Below are 15,213 nucleotides of genomic sequence, written 5' to 3'. Positions count from 1 at the left end.
TTCTTCAAGTTCTTTCTGTCCTCTACGTTCACGTGCAAATGTTTAGTTCAAAATTAAATTGTCAACTTATCGTTAGTATCAATATCAATTATTATCGGCATTTCCTTTATCGGAATCTGTATCATTTTTCGGAATCTCCCAAATCATCTCGGTTCGGAATCCGCCGAGAGGGGAGGGGCCGAATAGAAGGTAGGACTGATTGCCGAATAGGTGCATGATTCGCTGATTTGTGTTCCATAGGCCACAGCCCATTTCCTCCTGCAGCGGCTGCTGCATTTTCAGATTCAACGCCTCCAACAGATCCGGGCTCAAGCCGGGTCCGTCGTCATCGATGTAAATTTTACAGAACCCGTTCGAGCTCTCGCCAGTAATTCGAATTTCACCGGATGAATAAGACTTCGCTACACCGTGAATGACGGAATTCTCCACAATCGGTTGCAGCATTAATCGTGGTACGGATTGGGCAAGCATATCCTCAGGGATGTCGATGTGATATTCAATTCTGCCATTACGCAGCTTCTGGATATCCAAATAGTTGACCAGCAGATTGATTTCTTCTCTTAGAGAAGATGTCTCCCGCTCCACTCGTGTCGTATAACGATAGTAGGCACTGAGGTTATGCGCCATGGAGACGACGGCTTGCTCGTCTTTCATCTGGGCCATATTGATGATATAGCCAAGACAGTTATACAGAAAATGAGGATTGATCTGCGCCTGTAACTGTTTCAGCGTAGCTTCCTTGGCTCTGATTTTTTCCTGAAACACGTTCTCGATCAGGTCTTGAATCTGATGTGACATATCATTGAATCGATGGAACAAAAACGAAAATTCATTCTGATCCTTGCTGTGCAGACGTACGGAATAATCTCCGCGCTGCACGCGGCGTAAGCCCTGGATCAGCTTTTTGATCGGATATTGAATGTTTCGATATAACAGGATCGAAGCGGAAATGCCCACCACAAACAGCAGAATCATAAACAGATAGAACAAGTTCCGACTGAGCGAGATCGGCTGTAGAATCTGATAAAGTGGTACGACGTCGACCAAATGCCAATCCAGATAGGAGGATTTCACCGAGCTAACCAGATACTTTTTCCCGTTCAGCTTGACGACATCCTGTGTGGTATCCTCGGTCGAGTGTTCATCCAGATAACGAATGAGTTCCTCAGATAGCTGCTTGTCTGCACTACGGTTCAGAATGGGCGAATTTCCTTTGTGATAAAAGAAAGGATCACCTTGTCCACCTTCCTTATACGTATCCAGCATGTTCTGAATGTTCTCATAACTGAAGCTGGCTTCAATCACCAGATTGCTTCCCGTCAACATACCCGGCTGGGCCAAGGAATCCGTAAAGAACCAGTAAAAGGATTTCATATCCTCTTTGGACTCAGCACCATCACCGTATGTCCATTGTCCGCTCATATTTCTTTTCAGGTAATCCTCATCATACCCGTTTGTTCTATTATAGTTGGCAATGACATCTTGATTCTGTTGTGAATGCACAGCGTATCGGGTAGGCCATATATCGGTAACACCGGATTGCAGCATCAGTTTTTCCTGAATGACATAACGGGTCTGCATCTTGTCATAACGATCATTCCAAATGTTTAAGCCATTAAATGCTCTGACATTGGGATCTCTTGAGAGAATAAGACTGAAGTCCATCATCTGGTTAATACGGGAATCGATCTGACTGGACAAAAACGTGAGCTGCTTCGTATTGGAGACCTGTAGCTCTTTGCTTACAACATCATAAGTGACGTTGTTCGAGTAGGTATACATGATAATAATGGGGATGAACAGGACTACGATTAAACAGTTTATTTTGGCAAATAGACTAAACCGGGATCTGGACGTTCTTCCCAATGATATAAAGCGCTTCCATATATTCATAAAAAGTCTCCTTCAAATTCGTGTGTAAACAATCTCTTCAGATGATGTTCCTAACAAAACACTATCAAGCCTAACAATGTTATATAGTCAGACCTGAGAAATGCCTGATACTATTTATAACAGAGAACCCCATTACACACAAAAACTTTTTTTTGGGAACAGGAGCGCGCTATGGAGGCTAATATGGAAGCTAACCGGGTACCTCAGGCGGACATTGGGAGCAAGCCGAACAAAAAAACAAAAAAACGCTACAAACAACCATGGATTCTGCACTTGATGGTGTTGCCGGCGGCCATTATGGTCTTTATTTTTTCGTACATTCCGATGTCCGGGATTTTGATGGCATTTCAAGACTATAAACCTGCACTGGGTTTTTTCGATTCCGAATGGGTCGGACTGAAGCACTTCAGATACATGTGGGAAAATGATTATTTCCTGCAAATTACGTGGAATACGCTGTTTTTTGCCTGTTCCAAGATCATTATGAACCTAATTATTCCGTTTGTCTTCGCCTTATTGCTCAACGAGGTACGGAAGATGGCGCTGAAAAGAACAATTCAAACACTCGTATATTTGCCGCACTTTTTGTCTTGGGTTACGCTGTCAGGCATTCTGATCGATATTCTGGCGCAGACGGGTATTGTCAATCAGTTCCTGGTCTCCGTATTCGGCATTAAGCCAATCTTCTTCCTGGGGGATGGCAGCTGGTTCCGGTTCACGATCATTGCGAGTGATGTCTGGAAAGAGTTTGGCTTCAACACGATCATCTTCCTCGCGGCACTGTCTGGCATTAACCCTGCACTGTATGAAGCAGCTGAAGTGGATGGGGCAGGACGCTGGAAGCAAACGATGTATATTACCATCCCGGCACTTATTCCCATTGGGATCGTAATCGCAACCCTGGCACTGGGTAATGTGCTTAACGCCAACTTTGACCAGATCTTTAACTTATATAGTCCATTGATTTACCAGCAAGGGGATATTATCGATACGTTTGTGTATAGAGAAGGTCTGCTAAGTGGGCAGTTCAGTTTCGCTACCGCCGTGAATCTGTTCAAATCGGTCATTAGTTTGATCCTGATTGTGATCTCCTACCGACTGGCTTACCGATTCGCCGGATACCGAATTTTCTAGAAAGGATGACGAACTCATGTATCATAAAACGATGCCTTACCGCATATTCAGCATAATCAACAATGTGTTACTGACCATCCTTTCGCTGCTCTGCTTGCTGCCTTTGTATCACTTACTCATGGTATCACTGAGCGCATCTGCTCCTGCCAATGCTGGACTGGTGACGTTCTGGCCGATTGGTTTTACACTGGAGGCGTATGCCAAAACGTTTGCTAACAGCAATTTCCTTTCCTCCCTGTGGGTGTCCGTAGAGCGGACGGTGCTGGGAACGGGGCTTGCGTTAATCGTCAATACGATTGCAGCCTATGCGCTCTCCAAAGAGACGCGGGTGTTCCGCGCACGTAACATCTATCTGTGGTATTTTGTCATCACGATGCTGTTCAGCGGTGGCCTCATTCCGGGGTATATCCTGATTCTGAAGCTGGGTCTGATGAACACATTGCTGGCCTTGATCCTGCCAGGATTGGTTGCGGTGTTCAACATTATTCTGCTGCTGAATTTCTTCCGTACCGTTCCAAAGGATCTGGAGGAAGCTGCATTTATCGATGGGGCAGGGCACTTGCAGACATTTATCAAAATCTATCTGCCCGTCTCCGTACCTGTCATTGCAACGGTTTCCCTCTTCATGATGGTCGGACATTGGAACTCGTACTTTGACGGGATCATCTACATCCGTGATGCAGAAAAGCTGCCACTGGCGACATTCATGCAGACGATCATCGTGCAGGCTGACATGTCGAAGCTTGATCCAGAAGCGGTGAAGAACCTGTCCCAACGGACCATTCGGGCTTCGCAGATCTTTATCAGCGCACTGCCAATCCTGCTTGTGTATCCGTTCCTGCAACGTTATTTCGTGACTGGGATCGTGGTTGGGGCTGTGAAGGAGTAGTTAAATGTAGGGGTTAGAATAGGGTTGTAAAATGGAGTCACTGAACTGGGAAAGGCCAGGGAGGTGGCTTCTTTTTTGCGTGGAGAAAGACATTGCACGTATGTAGTGTATTACCTTTATTTGAATAAAATGGTACGATGGGGCTGATCAAACAATCATGCTTATATCCCGGCCAGTGTTCTTCGTGATGCAAGATTTGCGGTAGAGTATAAGAACTCCAAGCTTAATTTAGTGAATAACTATTCTCCTTACAACAAAAATTTAATAGAAATGCACCTTTCCAATCATGAATTTACAAGCCAATTCAACAAGATCGAGCAAGAAGTAATTGATGTTCTTAGTAAAGTGATATTAGAAGAGCAAGTTGACATCTCCAGATTACAACAGTTAATAAAGGAAGCCGAATCCAATGTCGTGATCCGTCCAGAGGTATTTACTCCAGTACAAGACTATAGTTCCTCTGATTTATCTGATGCGTTTTATAGTTTGGACTTATATAAAAAAGCAAGTATTGAGCTGATAGCCTATGTTCATACCGGGGACAAGGAAAGATTAAAGTCTTTCCACGAAGAGAGAAAAAAGGCGCTTGAGTATTACGATTCTTACACATATATGTATGATCGTATTTTTAAATTGAGCTATATTAGTGCAACAAAATAGGAAAAAGAATATCTCTCAAATCGCTTGATCAACGTTAAATTTATGCATTTTGGGTGAAAGGAGAAATGTCAATGATTCAAAACCATAACTCATGGTCTGTTTGTATATCCAGTGATTTTGAATTGAACTTTATGATCTATGCAGCGAGTACGTATGGCCTTCTTAAAGAGGACATCAATGAGAATATTCTATGGCCATCCCGGCAAAGGGTAGAATCAGATGAACTTCATCAAAAACTTGAAATACAATGGAAATGGTTCTGGGATCGCAGCATCCAACAGAAGGCGCATAAAAATAATCATCATGTATCATTTGTGCTAGGACTGCCCGACTTTGAGTTAGTTGAACAACATGAATTAAGGGAGGTATTGGTTCATTTATGGCCATCCTTTAGGCATTGGTGGTACATGCCAGCGGGCGGGCAAGCTGCAATGAATTACTGGGAAGGTATACCTGACCTTATACGTTATGTTCAAGAATTTGAAGATGAAGTGGGTAGAAAAATTAAACCATTTCACTTAAATGTGGATTTAATCTATAACGGTCCCAATGAGCTGATTGAAGTAACGGAAGAATACATTATTATGCCAATCAAAATTGAATATTTAATGAAGAGGGATTGGTGGATCAGTAGGTTTAAAGAACGATATTAAGAACGTAAACATAACTCTGGAGTTGATGGATTACGCACATACAACCTATCTGAGTAACCATGGCATCATCGATCTTAGCATGCTGGTGAAGTTTCTTCTTTCGACAGTAAAATAATGAATGACACAAATGTAGGGTCGCTCTTCGGAGCGACCTTTTTGTGTTTTAAAGGGTAGTTGTTCTTAAACTCGAGAGATTAGCGTGATGGTTAACGTGATTTATTTTCACAAAAAAGGCTTCAAGCCACCGAACTTACAACAAAACTTCAGACCTCATATAGGGGAGTAATACCGTTATGGAGTCGGGATCGCGTTATCATAATTTAGTCCCAAATGATACGCCTGTTTCAGAAGTGCCTCATAATGCTCAGGCTGCGCATCCAACGTTTCATATAAAAATTCAACGCTCGACTGGGGCACGCCGCAGTAATTGGCAATACCCACATTGAGCAGATTCGTGATTGATTCATCATAGTTTCGCTTCTGCATCTGTTCTTCCGTTACGCCCGCAAGAGCAATCCATAACATCTGCTGATGATGAAGCTTGTTCGAGCCGTAGGCAAACCCGTTGTTCATGACACGATCCACATACCCTTTCAGCATGGCTGGCAGATGCCACCACCAGAGAGGAAACACAAAAGCGACAGCATCGTGCTTCTTCAATCGCTCTATCTCCGCTTCTATCTCAGGGGAGAATACCTGATGTTCCTTGGTAAAGTCAGGTTCATCTATGCCTTGGAGAACAGGGTTGAAGCCAATGCCATGCAAATCCAATATCTCAAAATCGTGACCAGCCTCGGCAAGGCCCTGCACGAAACGATCGGTAACCTGGAAGGTCAGGGAATCTTTTCTCGAATGCGACACAACGACTAATACATTCATCTTATCTTTCACTACCTTTCTGCATTGCTGTCTTGTAGCCAGGAATCGCTGGCTGATGCTATTATAAACAGGTATGAAAACATCTGGAAGTACGCACTTTGATGTTCTATAGGAAGAATGAAGTGTCATAGGAACATCAAAGTACCCTGAATCACTACCTCGAAATGGAGTTCAAATAACGAAACAAAGAGAAATAAGAAGGTTATGATTTTACCTCGGCAACAGCTTGATGAAGGAGGGACAAAAGTTGACGGAACATGGAAAAACGAGCACTCCAAAGAAATATAAAGTCGGCGTGGAGGCGGCCTTGGAAGTGATGGGCGGGAAGTGGAAGCCTTTGATTATTTATCATTTGATGACAGGGCGAAAACGTACATCGGAGCTGCGTCGGTTGATACCGGACATCACGCAGAAAGTACTGACAACGCAGCTCAGAGGTTTGGAAAAGGACGAGATCGTGCAGCGGAAGGTGTATTCGGAGGTTCCTCCAAAAGTGGAATATGAGTTAACGAGTTACGGTTGGGGACTCAAACCCGCTTTGGACTTTTTGTGCTATTGGGGAGAGGAACACCTTGAAAAGGTTCACGGGGATAAGTTCAAGGTATTGGAGGAGTTTGACTCTCCAGAGTGTTGAAGAGGTGAACCTGGCCCAGTTAAGTAAAGGATCATCGCGTAATCGCAAATGTTGGTGATTTGTGATTGAAATGAGCCGGAGAAAAAAAGGGGGTGAGAAGTTGAATGTATAAAAGTAATATAAAAAATTAGAAATTCGTAGATTCATTAATGGAGAGGTGTGAGGAGTATGATTAACAAAGAATATTATGTAAAGCTTAATCAAGAAGCACAAGAACATTATCAGTTCTACAAACAACAAGCAGAAGCACTGGTAGATAGAAGAGAATATACGACCAGTAAACGTTATGACATTTCGCCGTATTGGTATGCGCGCCAAGGTGAAATTCCTGGAGATATCTCAGATGAAGAGACGGATACATATTATGAGTTTGATGAAGAAGGCAGAATACGAATTTTGGCCTGCGACGATTTAATTGATGGCTACACCTACGTTACATATGCAGATGATGTAATAACGACAAGAACGTATGTCGATGGCGAATTAGACTCAGTCAAGGAATATCTGATACAAGACGGGTTAGTCTGTCGGTCAGTGGAGTATTTTACTCGATTCAATAAATTAGTGTATGAAGACTATATCTATGAAGGCAACAGACTTGTGGAAGTATACCAACCTCAATACGAAAATAATGATTATTTTGTTCACCTTCTTCGAACGTATTTCGAATATGATGAGCAAGGTGCTCTCCTGCGCGTGTTAGATGGGACCCAAGGTGTGATCTACGTGATGATGTCATCCGAAGAAGTCTTCGTGCTCCGGGAAACTGTGAAAAAAGGACTCATTCTGGCCTTGAAAGAAATTGTTGGTGATCTTTGTAAGAAACAATCTAACAAAACATATTGTTTTCTCTCAATTTACTTACATGATGAAGTTCATACGGTTTATTCACCTATTTTTCACCCAGGCTGGCAAGAGGTAAGGGAAGAGCAAATAGAAGAAAAAGATGAGGACGAAGATTATTATTACAGGATCTGGAGTTCAGGTGAGCATCCTGTGAACGATCAACAAGAACTTATGGATCATGATTTAATTCAGAAGCTTAGAACTCTTATTATGTATTGGCGTAGCATCGGAGATTGGTGGGAGGAAGGCATGAGCTTGTGGAAGGAAGTCGCGTATGACCTGAATGAAACGACGAATTGGTCTGCTTACTCAGGACTTACGGAAAACTTTGTTGTGTTCGTCGAATGGGAGGCAATGGATGTGATGAATGGAGATTTGCAAGAAAGCATCCCTTCAGCCAAGTTAGAAGTTTTACAATCAGAAGGCATAGCGCCACGAATTTAAGATATCAATAAGTGATTTGGGAGGGATAGCTTATCAAATATAAGACTACATATCCACGGGCCAAGTGGAATTTAATCGTTATGCTGATTCTTGAATGTTTTTTTTTTAGGAATTATTCCGTTAGTCAAGGCGGTATTTCCAGGTTCATAATAATATTTTTGATGATCTATACTTTCATCTATATCATCATCCTTATCAAACGTTTATTTTTCACCAAACCAAGCATTACTCTGGGAAGCGATTATGTGATATCTACGAAAAACCAGAAATATGAAGCAACTCAAGTTGACTGCATCTATATGAATTACAAGCGGATTGGTTTCAAACTTCATGGTCGGCGATTAGTTCCTATGGATTTATGTTTTTACTTTGATAGTAGCCAAGAGATAGAGGGTTTAAAGCACTTAAATGATTGGGCAGAACATAATAAAAAACAAGTGAAACATAAGTTCTTTCAAACATTAATGTAGTCTTCTACGTTGGTTAGAGCATCTAGAAGGATTCGTCGAGATAGGAGAGATCACTCATGAAATATCGAACAAAAGAATGGTATGAGACGTGTCAGCGTACTGGACTTCATTTTGGGATGAGGGTACATAGAGGGGCTTACGAATTGGACGAAGCACTTTCTCTGAGGCTGTACAAAAGAAAAGAAAAAGCGCATGTAAATGTGGAACGTGAGATATATAACATCGATCCTCGTTCTATGCTGAAGCATGATGGTACGGTTCTTGTACGTGCTGACCAGTTTTTTAGTGAGGAAGCGGTAGCTGAAGAGGATAAGATGATTTATCATATGCCGCCAGAACAAAGAGCGCATATTGAGAAGCTTATAGCGGAGTATGATGTCCGCCCACCTTTTGACGAGGGAAAATGCAAAGAAGAGTATAAAGAAATGATGGAATGGAGTGTCCAAAGCCAGAAAGAGCGTTTACCCCAAAACATCGTTGAGCAAATTGCGGATATCCGTTTGTTTACGCTTGGGTATTGCACAAGAGAAATATTGCTTCAGTTAAAGAAACAGAGTGCGGAAAATACGAGAGAGATGGACCGCGTATCGAAAGAATACTGGGAGGCCATTTTAGCGCAGGATATTTCGGATGAAATTCGTAGCCGGGTTCAATTTCATGATTGTATAGTGACGGAACTGCTGGCGGGAGAGGAAGTTGTCATTCGTTTTGATACCAGTGGAGACTTCACTAATATGAATAAACTTACGCTGATTGCACCCGAAATCATCAAGCAAGAGGGAGAGATTGTCGGCAGTTACTGGCTGTATCAGGAGTTGTATCGGATCGATAACGGATATGAGCTTCATGTTTTATTTTATGGAGAAGATATGCCTGAACTTATTGTTCGCTGTGAAGATATTCTCGCAGAAGAAGAGTGAGGCAGAGGCGACGGTAGAGAAACTGAGCTTCTCGCAACAATAACGTTACACAAGGTGATTCTATGGTAAAAAGAAATCAGAAAAAAGAGATAATACCACTGATTAAACAGGTATCATCTCTTTTTTTATATGAAACGTAATGTCGATACTGGATAAGTCATTTTAATCCCAATTCCATATCTCTACTCGATTCAAATGGAAATGTTGGAATTCCGGGACCTTTGTAAGTTTCTCTAACTCTCGTACGGGACCAGTAACAACCGCGCCATATACTTGAACGCCATTCTTTTTTAAATAGGCAAGACGTTGTTTATCCAGTTCAGCACCACTGTACTCAATATGGTTTGACATCCATTCTAGATCAGACATCATGGCTTGAACCTGTTCTTTCATCTGTCCTGCATCGTCAGATACAAAGTAATTAAACCATCTTGCACCATTGTCATTGAATTCATAAAGAGGCTTAAGGCTAAGATGAGGAATATTATAGTCAAACATTCCTGCGCGTGAATAGGAAACACCAGGCTCGGTGAATTCGCCTGAATAGATCGGCATGGCGGTTACTGCAACATCATAATCTGTAAGAAGCTGCATCAGTTGATCGGGATGCGCTAGGTTTTTCAAGGATAATGACATCTCTGCGACATGTCCGTCATCAATTTTACGAAGCCGATTCAAGCTACTGCTTTCATCAGAGGCATCTTGATCTTTAGTAGATATACCACCCACTAGTGAATAAGGGAGATAGAAAGGGCCTGGGTTATTGCCATTCATATACGCTCCTGTATTAGTAATCGTATAGGTGAATTTACCGGTTATACTGAGTTCAGCTTGAATTTCACCTGTGATTACCTCCCATGAACCTACGTGTCGATATATTTTCAAATTAGCTTTTTGAGTTAAAAACGGGGTTACTTCAAAAGGTTGAACATTTATTTTTTTTTCTACACGAAGTCCGTCACCATGCATTTCAACAACAGATATAATGGACCGCATGAAATTGTTACGTACCGCTGATTGATCAAAATAGATATGGAGTGACGATACATAGATGTGATATACCATAAATACTAGAAAAAGAGCTCCTCCTGCATTTAGGAAAAACTTCCATCTCGTTTTCCAAACCATTCGTTTAAACTGCTTATGACCCCATTCAGGACGCTGATACTCAAAATCCTCTTCCTGAAATACACGTTCCTCATCATGTGGTGTATTAGACATTCTCAAACGTCTCCTTTCATTTGAAGCATCTCTGCTTTGAATCGTTCTCTGGCGCGAAAAAGAGTGACCTTAACCTTGTTCATGTTCATATCCAGAATCTCGCAAAGTTCTTTATAAGATAACTCGTTCATTTCTCGTAGCACCAAAATGGTCCTATACTGTTCGGGAAGTTTCTTCATCACTTGTTGAATACGAAGGGTACGTTCACGAGCTGTGAGCACTTCCTCAGGGGAACGATATGTATTTTCTGTCGCTTGTTGCTCCATCTCTCGATTCATTTGAATTTCTCCACGATATTTACGATACCAATCAATAAATAAATGCCGAGCTACTTTGTATAGCCAGGCTCTGGCGTAATTTGCATGCTCGGCTTTCATGGATACCATGGCTCTGTAAAAGGTTTCTTGAACTAACTCCTCAGCTGTCTCCTGAGATCCACACATACGGTATAGATAGAGATGCAGGGAGGATTGGTACTGCTTGAATAGTTCGGCATATAAATCACTCCTCATTTCAAGTTTCCTCCTCCTTCTCTTTAGACAACGGGTCAAGTCAAATAATGTTACAGTAAAATTGAAAAATTTTAGGAGGTTTCTTTAAAGAGGATTGATCTAAATAAATTATGAGTAGATCTGGAAATTCGTGTGTTGAGGCTTGGTATTGCACGTGAGAAATAGCATGACATAATTATCTTTAAAATTATGGAGGGAAAGTAGTGAATATCAGTACAATAGAAACCAAATGTTCTTCAAGATACGATGAATTCGATCCTGAACAGGAGGGAAATAAAAACACGAAATTTGCTGACATCATTATTGATGGTACATCGCTCTATCAAAGGCTTGGATGGAGGGGTTAGAGATGGAGTGGACCACCAGTACCTTTGGTTATTTATCTATTCCCGTATTTGTCGTGGGCATTGCATGTTACTTCTTTCCTGATTTTCTATACAAAATATTTGTTCTGATGAGATATCGAGGAATAAAACCGAATCACGAGTTTGAAGATAACCCACCTAATAGTGATATCCCTAAACATATAGAAATAATATTAAAAGTACTAGGCACCATTATGGTTATCCTGGGGATGATATGGTTTTGGTTTTCAGAAGAGTTTTACGACTTATTATTTTTAAAAACAGTAACACCATAAGCAGCAAGATGATAGCAAGCATATTATCGATGAGAAAGATAGATGAACGACACGATTTGAAATTTTTCTAAGAAAGGAACAGATCATGATGAAACCACAGGGGAACGTACAAGCTGTTTTTATAGACAGAGATGGAACCATCGGTGTACAGGTCATTTTATTCATCCGAGAGATTTCAGATTATACCCACAAGCTCAAGAAGCAATTATGCATTTAAAACGAGAAGGAATTATGGTACTGGCTTTTACTAATCAATACCGAATCTCACGTGGAGAAGCAAGTGTTCAGGATTTTGAAGAGCAATTTCGCGAGTACGGATTCGATCACTCCTATATATGTCCGCATGAGCAAGAATGCAGCTGAAGAAAGCCTAAACCCGGAATGTTATTACAGGCCTCAGAGGAACACTGTCTGGATTTATCCAAATGCATAGTTATTGGAGATGTAGGAGATATAGATATGCTTGCTGCCCATGCCGTAGGAGCGACCAAGATCATGGTGAGAACAGGTTGGGGGGGAATCTTCATTAACCAAATTTAGAGACAAATGGACGGAGACCGAACCTGATTATATCGCAGAGGATATTTGGGATGCAGTACAATGGATCATTCATGGAAGGGGATTCAAAAAATAAAAGATTGGCAATCTAAACTCACCTTATGTTCAACAAATGAATCAAGATCCTAGTTAGATGAGGAGAAGCATATGTTAATCAATCCAACGATAAATGAGATCAATAACTTATTCAAGATGCATCATATCAACGAAGAAATATCTGAAATTAAACGTTTGTCAGGTACCACAGCTGAACGTATTTTATCGGTTAAGAACTAATAGACTATCCAAATGCCTTAGCAGGTTACCTGGGAAGAAAAGTGTGGAGTACAACGATTAATGAACTTTTTCAAGATAAAGAAAGTTGGAATGAATACATCGATTTTATTGGACTTGTGGAGGAGACCGAGGATACTAGCAAATAATGTTCCGAGATTGTCGATTTTAAGACAGAGTGGCGTTGTTTTATACGTTACGGAGAAATTCTGGATATCAGACGCTATAAAGGGGCATGGGATTCAACGTTGGATGCTAGCGTTATCGAGAAAGCAATTAGCGATTTTAAGGATACACCCGCTGCATATGGAATGGATTTTGGCGTGGATCAAGAAGGAAATATGAAACTGGTAGAGTTCAATGATGGTCATTCTTTAGGGACTTACGAAATAAGCCCTTTAAATTACGCGAAATTCCTCTCAGCCAGATGGGCAGAACTAACAGGAACTACAGATTACCTAAGAGCCTTGTAGTCTAAAAATACCTAATCCTCAATTATCTAAAAGGAGGAGGACCCATGAGAAGCTCCAAGTTTACACCATATTTAAGTTTCATTGGTTTTGGATTAATTATTATGACATTGGTCATAAATTTTATTTTTAAATATGGAAGGGGATTGGATGAAGGTTCCCTTATGCTATTGTCGGTTGCCAGTGCCGTGTCATTGCTCTTCACTTTAGTATGGGGATTATTTGGGATTATTGAATTGTATTTAATATTGAAATCGAACAAGAAACTTAAATCCCGATTGGATGCTGGGAGGATCAGTAAAGAAGAGTATATGAACAAAGCCAAAAATCTTAAATTCTGTTTCGTTGTAAATATAAGTTATCTAGTTATGCTTTTAACTCAACTTGGGTATGTCATTATGAATTGGGACGAAATTAATATATAGGAGGAATTGTAATTGAAAGTATTGTCGATCATCGGTGTATCCTCATGAATAGTCTCAGTGACATGATTTTCAACAGAATCTTCTGAAGCGTAGGCCGTGAGAAGAAGGAAGAAGAGAAGAAACGGATAGAATGCTTTATTTGTCATAATCGTCACCTCTTTCGATATGTATTCGGAAGGATTGGTTTAATGATATTGAAGTATATCGAGTAGATATTACATTTAACAGCAATGAGGACTATGGAGCAACAATAGCTTGTGGAGACAGTATGTTACCAGATCACATTATGATTATTGATTTGGATCGGGAGCTAATCAAGGCCATCCACTTAAATGGATAAGATATAACACCCGAAAGGAATTAAAGTTACAAACGAAATGAAAAACAGGACTATTCCACTACCTGGAATCGGTCCTGTTTTATTTACAGCCAACGATCTCTTAATCTCAATGATGATGATGCGCATGGGCATCCGGTGCGTCGCCTTTGACGGTACATAAAACGGAACTGTCATGCAGATGCTGTTCAGACTCGACCTGCAAAGTGACATGCTTGATTTCTTTATGGTCCAGCAGATGTTCAATCTTCTGGACCAGACAGTAAATAAACTGTACACTTTTTGGAAACAATTAGTTGAAAATTGATAGATAATTAAAAGGAAGCCGAGTGTGAAAAATTTGATAATATAAAGTAAACCATATTGTTTAGTTTTATTTTTGAAATCTAGATTATGTGTTGAGTTTATTTTTGACGACATTACAATTGAAATGAAATCTTTCGAATAAGGTAATATTAGTATGTGTCAGTTTACTTATTGAAAGGACAAATTTACAGTTTACGATGATAAAAAGAGGCGGAAATTCATGAACTAATGGTACTTTCCGAAAAGATTCAGATTCTATCTTAAAATTTTGAGTAGAAGTTAAACGGGGTGAAGCAGATGTGGGAAACACGAGCTATAGCACTTGAAACATTAGAATCTAAGTACAGTTATGAGCATAACTTAATAAACCAATCTTTTGATTTAATTGACAAAATACTTATATCCATTTCTGAAAAATCTGATTTTAATATAACTATTTCAATGATACTAGGCAAGGCTAAAATATTATCTAAGAGCATTTTTAGCTTGGTGTTAGATGGGTACGGTCAAGAAGCCGGTGCATTGTTGAGGATATTAATGGAAGCCATTGAATTATTAATTTATATTAAAAATGATCTCAGAAGAGTTCAAGAAGTTATAAATAACAATTTGCCTTCCATCGGTAAAATAGCCAAAATTAATAATTCAAACTTGCATGAGATTAGAAAGCATCTGAGTAATCTTAGCTCTCACCTCAATATTAGTATTGATTCATTGAAACATTTGATTAGATTAAATGACAACAAGATAGAAATGAAACTGCTGGATAATTTTGATGAGAGTGCTTTTATCGATAATATTGAGGCTTTACTAGCAGCTAAAACTGTAATGATTTCAATATCAATAGAATGTTTGCGCTTGGCTCAATTACCGTATTCTCACTTTCAACAAGAATTATATAATATTGAACATGGCAAAGACTATTGAGAAAGTATACATTCAAAAATTCTTGTTGCAAGATTATGAAAATAAAAAGCAACATAATAGAGAGAGTAAATAAATTATTAAGATTAAACCAGAGCATAGAAAGTTTGGAATAAACTAAATCT

General features: G+C 40.2%; 18 protein-coding genes. 13 read left to right on the top strand and 5 right to left on the bottom strand.

Going from position 1 to position 15,213, the window contains the following annotated elements; genetic code table 11:
• Positions 1-84: 84 nt before the first annotated feature.
• Complete coding sequence (locus gpAD87_RS18605; RefSeq protein ID WP_064639789.1) at positions 85-1,893, bottom strand: sensor histidine kinase; 1,809 nt, start codon at positions 1,891-1,893, stop codon at positions 85-87.
• A 183-nt stretch (positions 1,894-2,076) separates the two neighbouring features.
• Between gpAD87_RS18605 and gpAD87_RS18600 the strand changes: the two genes are divergently transcribed.
• From gpAD87_RS18600 to gpAD87_RS18585, 4 genes are all read left to right on the top strand, one after another.
• On the top strand, positions 2,077-3,027 hold the full coding sequence (locus tag gpAD87_RS18600; RefSeq protein ID WP_064639787.1) for an ABC transporter permease: 951 nt from the start codon (positions 2,077-2,079) through the stop codon (positions 3,025-3,027).
• 16 nt (positions 3,028-3,043) lie between these two features.
• Entirely contained in the window at positions 3,044-3,916 is an 873-nt protein-coding gene (locus gpAD87_RS18595; RefSeq protein ID WP_064639786.1) for a carbohydrate ABC transporter permease, read from the top strand.
• A 231-nt stretch (positions 3,917-4,147) separates the two neighbouring features.
• Positions 4,148-4,576, top strand: a complete 429-nt coding sequence (locus gpAD87_RS18590) for a hypothetical protein (RefSeq protein ID WP_157258489.1) — start codon at positions 4,148-4,150, stop codon at positions 4,574-4,576.
• Between the two features lie 71 nt (positions 4,577-4,647).
• Complete coding sequence (locus gpAD87_RS18585; RefSeq protein WP_064639782.1) at positions 4,648-5,229, top strand: hypothetical protein; 582 nt, start codon at positions 4,648-4,650, stop codon at positions 5,227-5,229.
• A gap of 291 nt (positions 5,230-5,520) precedes the next feature.
• Here gpAD87_RS18585 and gpAD87_RS18580 read toward each other — a convergent pair whose 3' ends face one another.
• Positions 5,521-6,108: an NAD(P)H oxidoreductase gene (locus gpAD87_RS18580; RefSeq protein WP_064639780.1), complete on the bottom strand. Its 588-nt coding sequence runs from the start codon at positions 6,106-6,108 to the stop codon at positions 5,521-5,523.
• 316 nt (positions 6,109-6,424) lie between these two features.
• On the opposite strand from gpAD87_RS18580, the gene gpAD87_RS18575 reads away from it, so the two are divergent.
• The 3 genes from gpAD87_RS18575 to gpAD87_RS18560 all read left to right on the top strand — a co-directional run bounded on the left by gpAD87_RS18575 (position 6,425) and on the right by gpAD87_RS18560 (position 9,422).
• A complete protein-coding gene (locus gpAD87_RS18575; protein WP_176854745.1) occupies positions 6,425-6,742 on the top strand; it encodes a winged helix-turn-helix transcriptional regulator in 318 nt (105 codons plus the stop codon).
• Between the two features lie 168 nt (positions 6,743-6,910).
• Complete coding sequence (locus gpAD87_RS18570) at positions 6,911-8,032, top strand: hypothetical protein (RefSeq protein WP_064639776.1); 1,122 nt, start codon at positions 6,911-6,913, stop codon at positions 8,030-8,032.
• Positions 8,033-8,558: 526 nt separating this feature from the next.
• Positions 8,559-9,422: a DUF4085 family protein gene (locus tag gpAD87_RS18560; protein ID WP_064639772.1), complete on the top strand. Its 864-nt coding sequence runs from the start codon at positions 8,559-8,561 to the stop codon at positions 9,420-9,422.
• A gap of 162 nt (positions 9,423-9,584) precedes the next feature.
• Here gpAD87_RS18560 and gpAD87_RS18555 read toward each other — a convergent pair whose 3' ends face one another.
• Together gpAD87_RS18555 and gpAD87_RS18550 are read right to left on the bottom strand one after the other, a co-directional pair.
• Positions 9,585-10,643 (bottom strand): anti sigma factor C-terminal domain-containing protein, encoded by a 1,059-nt coding sequence (locus gpAD87_RS18555; RefSeq protein WP_231952643.1) that lies wholly within the window; start codon positions 10,641-10,643, stop codon positions 9,585-9,587.
• 2 nt (positions 10,644-10,645) lie between these two features.
• Entirely contained in the window at positions 10,646-11,155 is a 510-nt protein-coding gene (locus tag gpAD87_RS18550; protein WP_063564047.1) for an RNA polymerase sigma factor, read from the bottom strand.
• A gap of 349 nt (positions 11,156-11,504) precedes the next feature.
• Between gpAD87_RS18550 and gpAD87_RS18545 the strand changes: the two genes are divergently transcribed.
• The 5 genes from gpAD87_RS18545 (at position 11,505) to gpAD87_RS18535 (ending at position 13,521) form a co-directional block, all read left to right on the top strand.
• Entirely contained in the window at positions 11,505-11,795 is a 291-nt protein-coding gene (locus tag gpAD87_RS18545; RefSeq protein ID WP_064639769.1) for a hypothetical protein, read from the top strand.
• Positions 11,796-12,002: 207 nt separating this feature from the next.
• The gene (locus tag gpAD87_RS32900; protein WP_331710899.1) at positions 12,003-12,158 is read left to right on the top strand and encodes a hypothetical protein; all 156 of its coding nucleotides are present in this window, start codon (positions 12,003-12,005) and stop codon (positions 12,156-12,158) included.
• Between the two features lie 18 nt (positions 12,159-12,176).
• Entirely contained in the window at positions 12,177-12,335 is a 159-nt protein-coding gene (locus gpAD87_RS32895) for an HAD hydrolase-like protein (protein ID WP_331710898.1), read from the top strand.
• 449 nt (positions 12,336-12,784) lie between these two features.
• Positions 12,785-13,099, top strand: coding sequence for an ATP-grasp domain-containing protein (locus tag gpAD87_RS32615; protein ID WP_331710916.1), 315 nt, complete (start codon positions 12,785-12,787; stop codon positions 13,097-13,099).
• Positions 13,100-13,143: 44 nt separating this feature from the next.
• Positions 13,144-13,521, top strand: a complete 378-nt coding sequence (locus gpAD87_RS18535) for a hypothetical protein (protein ID WP_064639765.1) — start codon at positions 13,144-13,146, stop codon at positions 13,519-13,521.
• A 446-nt stretch (positions 13,522-13,967) separates the two neighbouring features.
• On the opposite strand, the gene gpAD87_RS32215 is transcribed toward gpAD87_RS18535, so the two are convergent.
• Positions 13,968-14,150, bottom strand: a complete 183-nt coding sequence (locus gpAD87_RS32215; RefSeq protein ID WP_231952641.1) for a hypothetical protein — start codon at positions 14,148-14,150, stop codon at positions 13,968-13,970.
• 302 nt (positions 14,151-14,452) lie between these two features.
• On the opposite strand from gpAD87_RS32215, the gene gpAD87_RS18530 reads away from it, so the two are divergent.
• On the top strand, positions 14,453-15,091 hold the full coding sequence (locus tag gpAD87_RS18530) for a hypothetical protein (RefSeq protein ID WP_064639763.1): 639 nt from the start codon (positions 14,453-14,455) through the stop codon (positions 15,089-15,091).
• The last annotated feature ends 122 nt before the right edge of the window (positions 15,092-15,213 follow it).

The sequence above is a fragment of the Paenibacillus sp. AD87 genome (genome assembly GCF_001659845.1).
GTDB classification, from domain to species: domain Bacteria; phylum Bacillota; class Bacilli; order Paenibacillales; family Paenibacillaceae; genus Paenibacillus; species Paenibacillus marchantiae.
Note: the sequence above shows the minus strand (reverse complement) of the source record. Positions and strands in the feature narration are given on the sequence as shown.

Coding starts and splice junctions, on each gene's coding strand:
- gpAD87_RS18555 (WP_231952643.1), bottom strand. CDS start 10,643: ATGTCTAATACACCACATGATGAGGAACGTGTATTTCAGGAAGAGGAT.
- gpAD87_RS18550 (WP_063564047.1), bottom strand. CDS start 11,155: ATGAGGAGTGATTTATATGCCGAACTATTCAAGCAGTACCAATCCTCC.
- gpAD87_RS32900 (WP_331710899.1), top strand. CDS start 12,003: ATGCATTTAAAACGAGAAGGAATTATGGTACTGGCTTTTACTAATCAA.
- gpAD87_RS18575 (WP_176854745.1), top strand. CDS start 6,425: ATGGGCGGGAAGTGGAAGCCTTTGATTATTTATCATTTGATGACAGGG.
- gpAD87_RS18595 (WP_064639786.1), top strand. CDS start 3,044: ATGTATCATAAAACGATGCCTTACCGCATATTCAGCATAATCAACAAT.
- gpAD87_RS18560 (WP_064639772.1), top strand. CDS start 8,559: ATGAAATATCGAACAAAAGAATGGTATGAGACGTGTCAGCGTACTGGA.
- gpAD87_RS18585 (WP_064639782.1), top strand. CDS start 4,648: ATGATTCAAAACCATAACTCATGGTCTGTTTGTATATCCAGTGATTTT.
- gpAD87_RS18570 (WP_064639776.1), top strand. CDS start 6,911: ATGATTAACAAAGAATATTATGTAAAGCTTAATCAAGAAGCACAAGAA.
- gpAD87_RS18545 (WP_064639769.1), top strand. CDS start 11,505: ATGGAGTGGACCACCAGTACCTTTGGTTATTTATCTATTCCCGTATTT.
- gpAD87_RS32895 (WP_331710898.1), top strand. CDS start 12,177: ATGTTATTACAGGCCTCAGAGGAACACTGTCTGGATTTATCCAAATGC.
- gpAD87_RS18580 (WP_064639780.1), bottom strand. CDS start 6,108: ATGAATGTATTAGTCGTTGTGTCGCATTCGAGAAAAGATTCCCTGACC.
- gpAD87_RS18600 (WP_064639787.1), top strand. CDS start 2,077: ATGGAAGCTAACCGGGTACCTCAGGCGGACATTGGGAGCAAGCCGAAC.
- gpAD87_RS18605 (WP_064639789.1), bottom strand. CDS start 1,893: ATGAATATATGGAAGCGCTTTATATCATTGGGAAGAACGTCCAGATCC.
- gpAD87_RS18535 (WP_064639765.1), top strand. CDS start 13,144: ATGAGAAGCTCCAAGTTTACACCATATTTAAGTTTCATTGGTTTTGGA.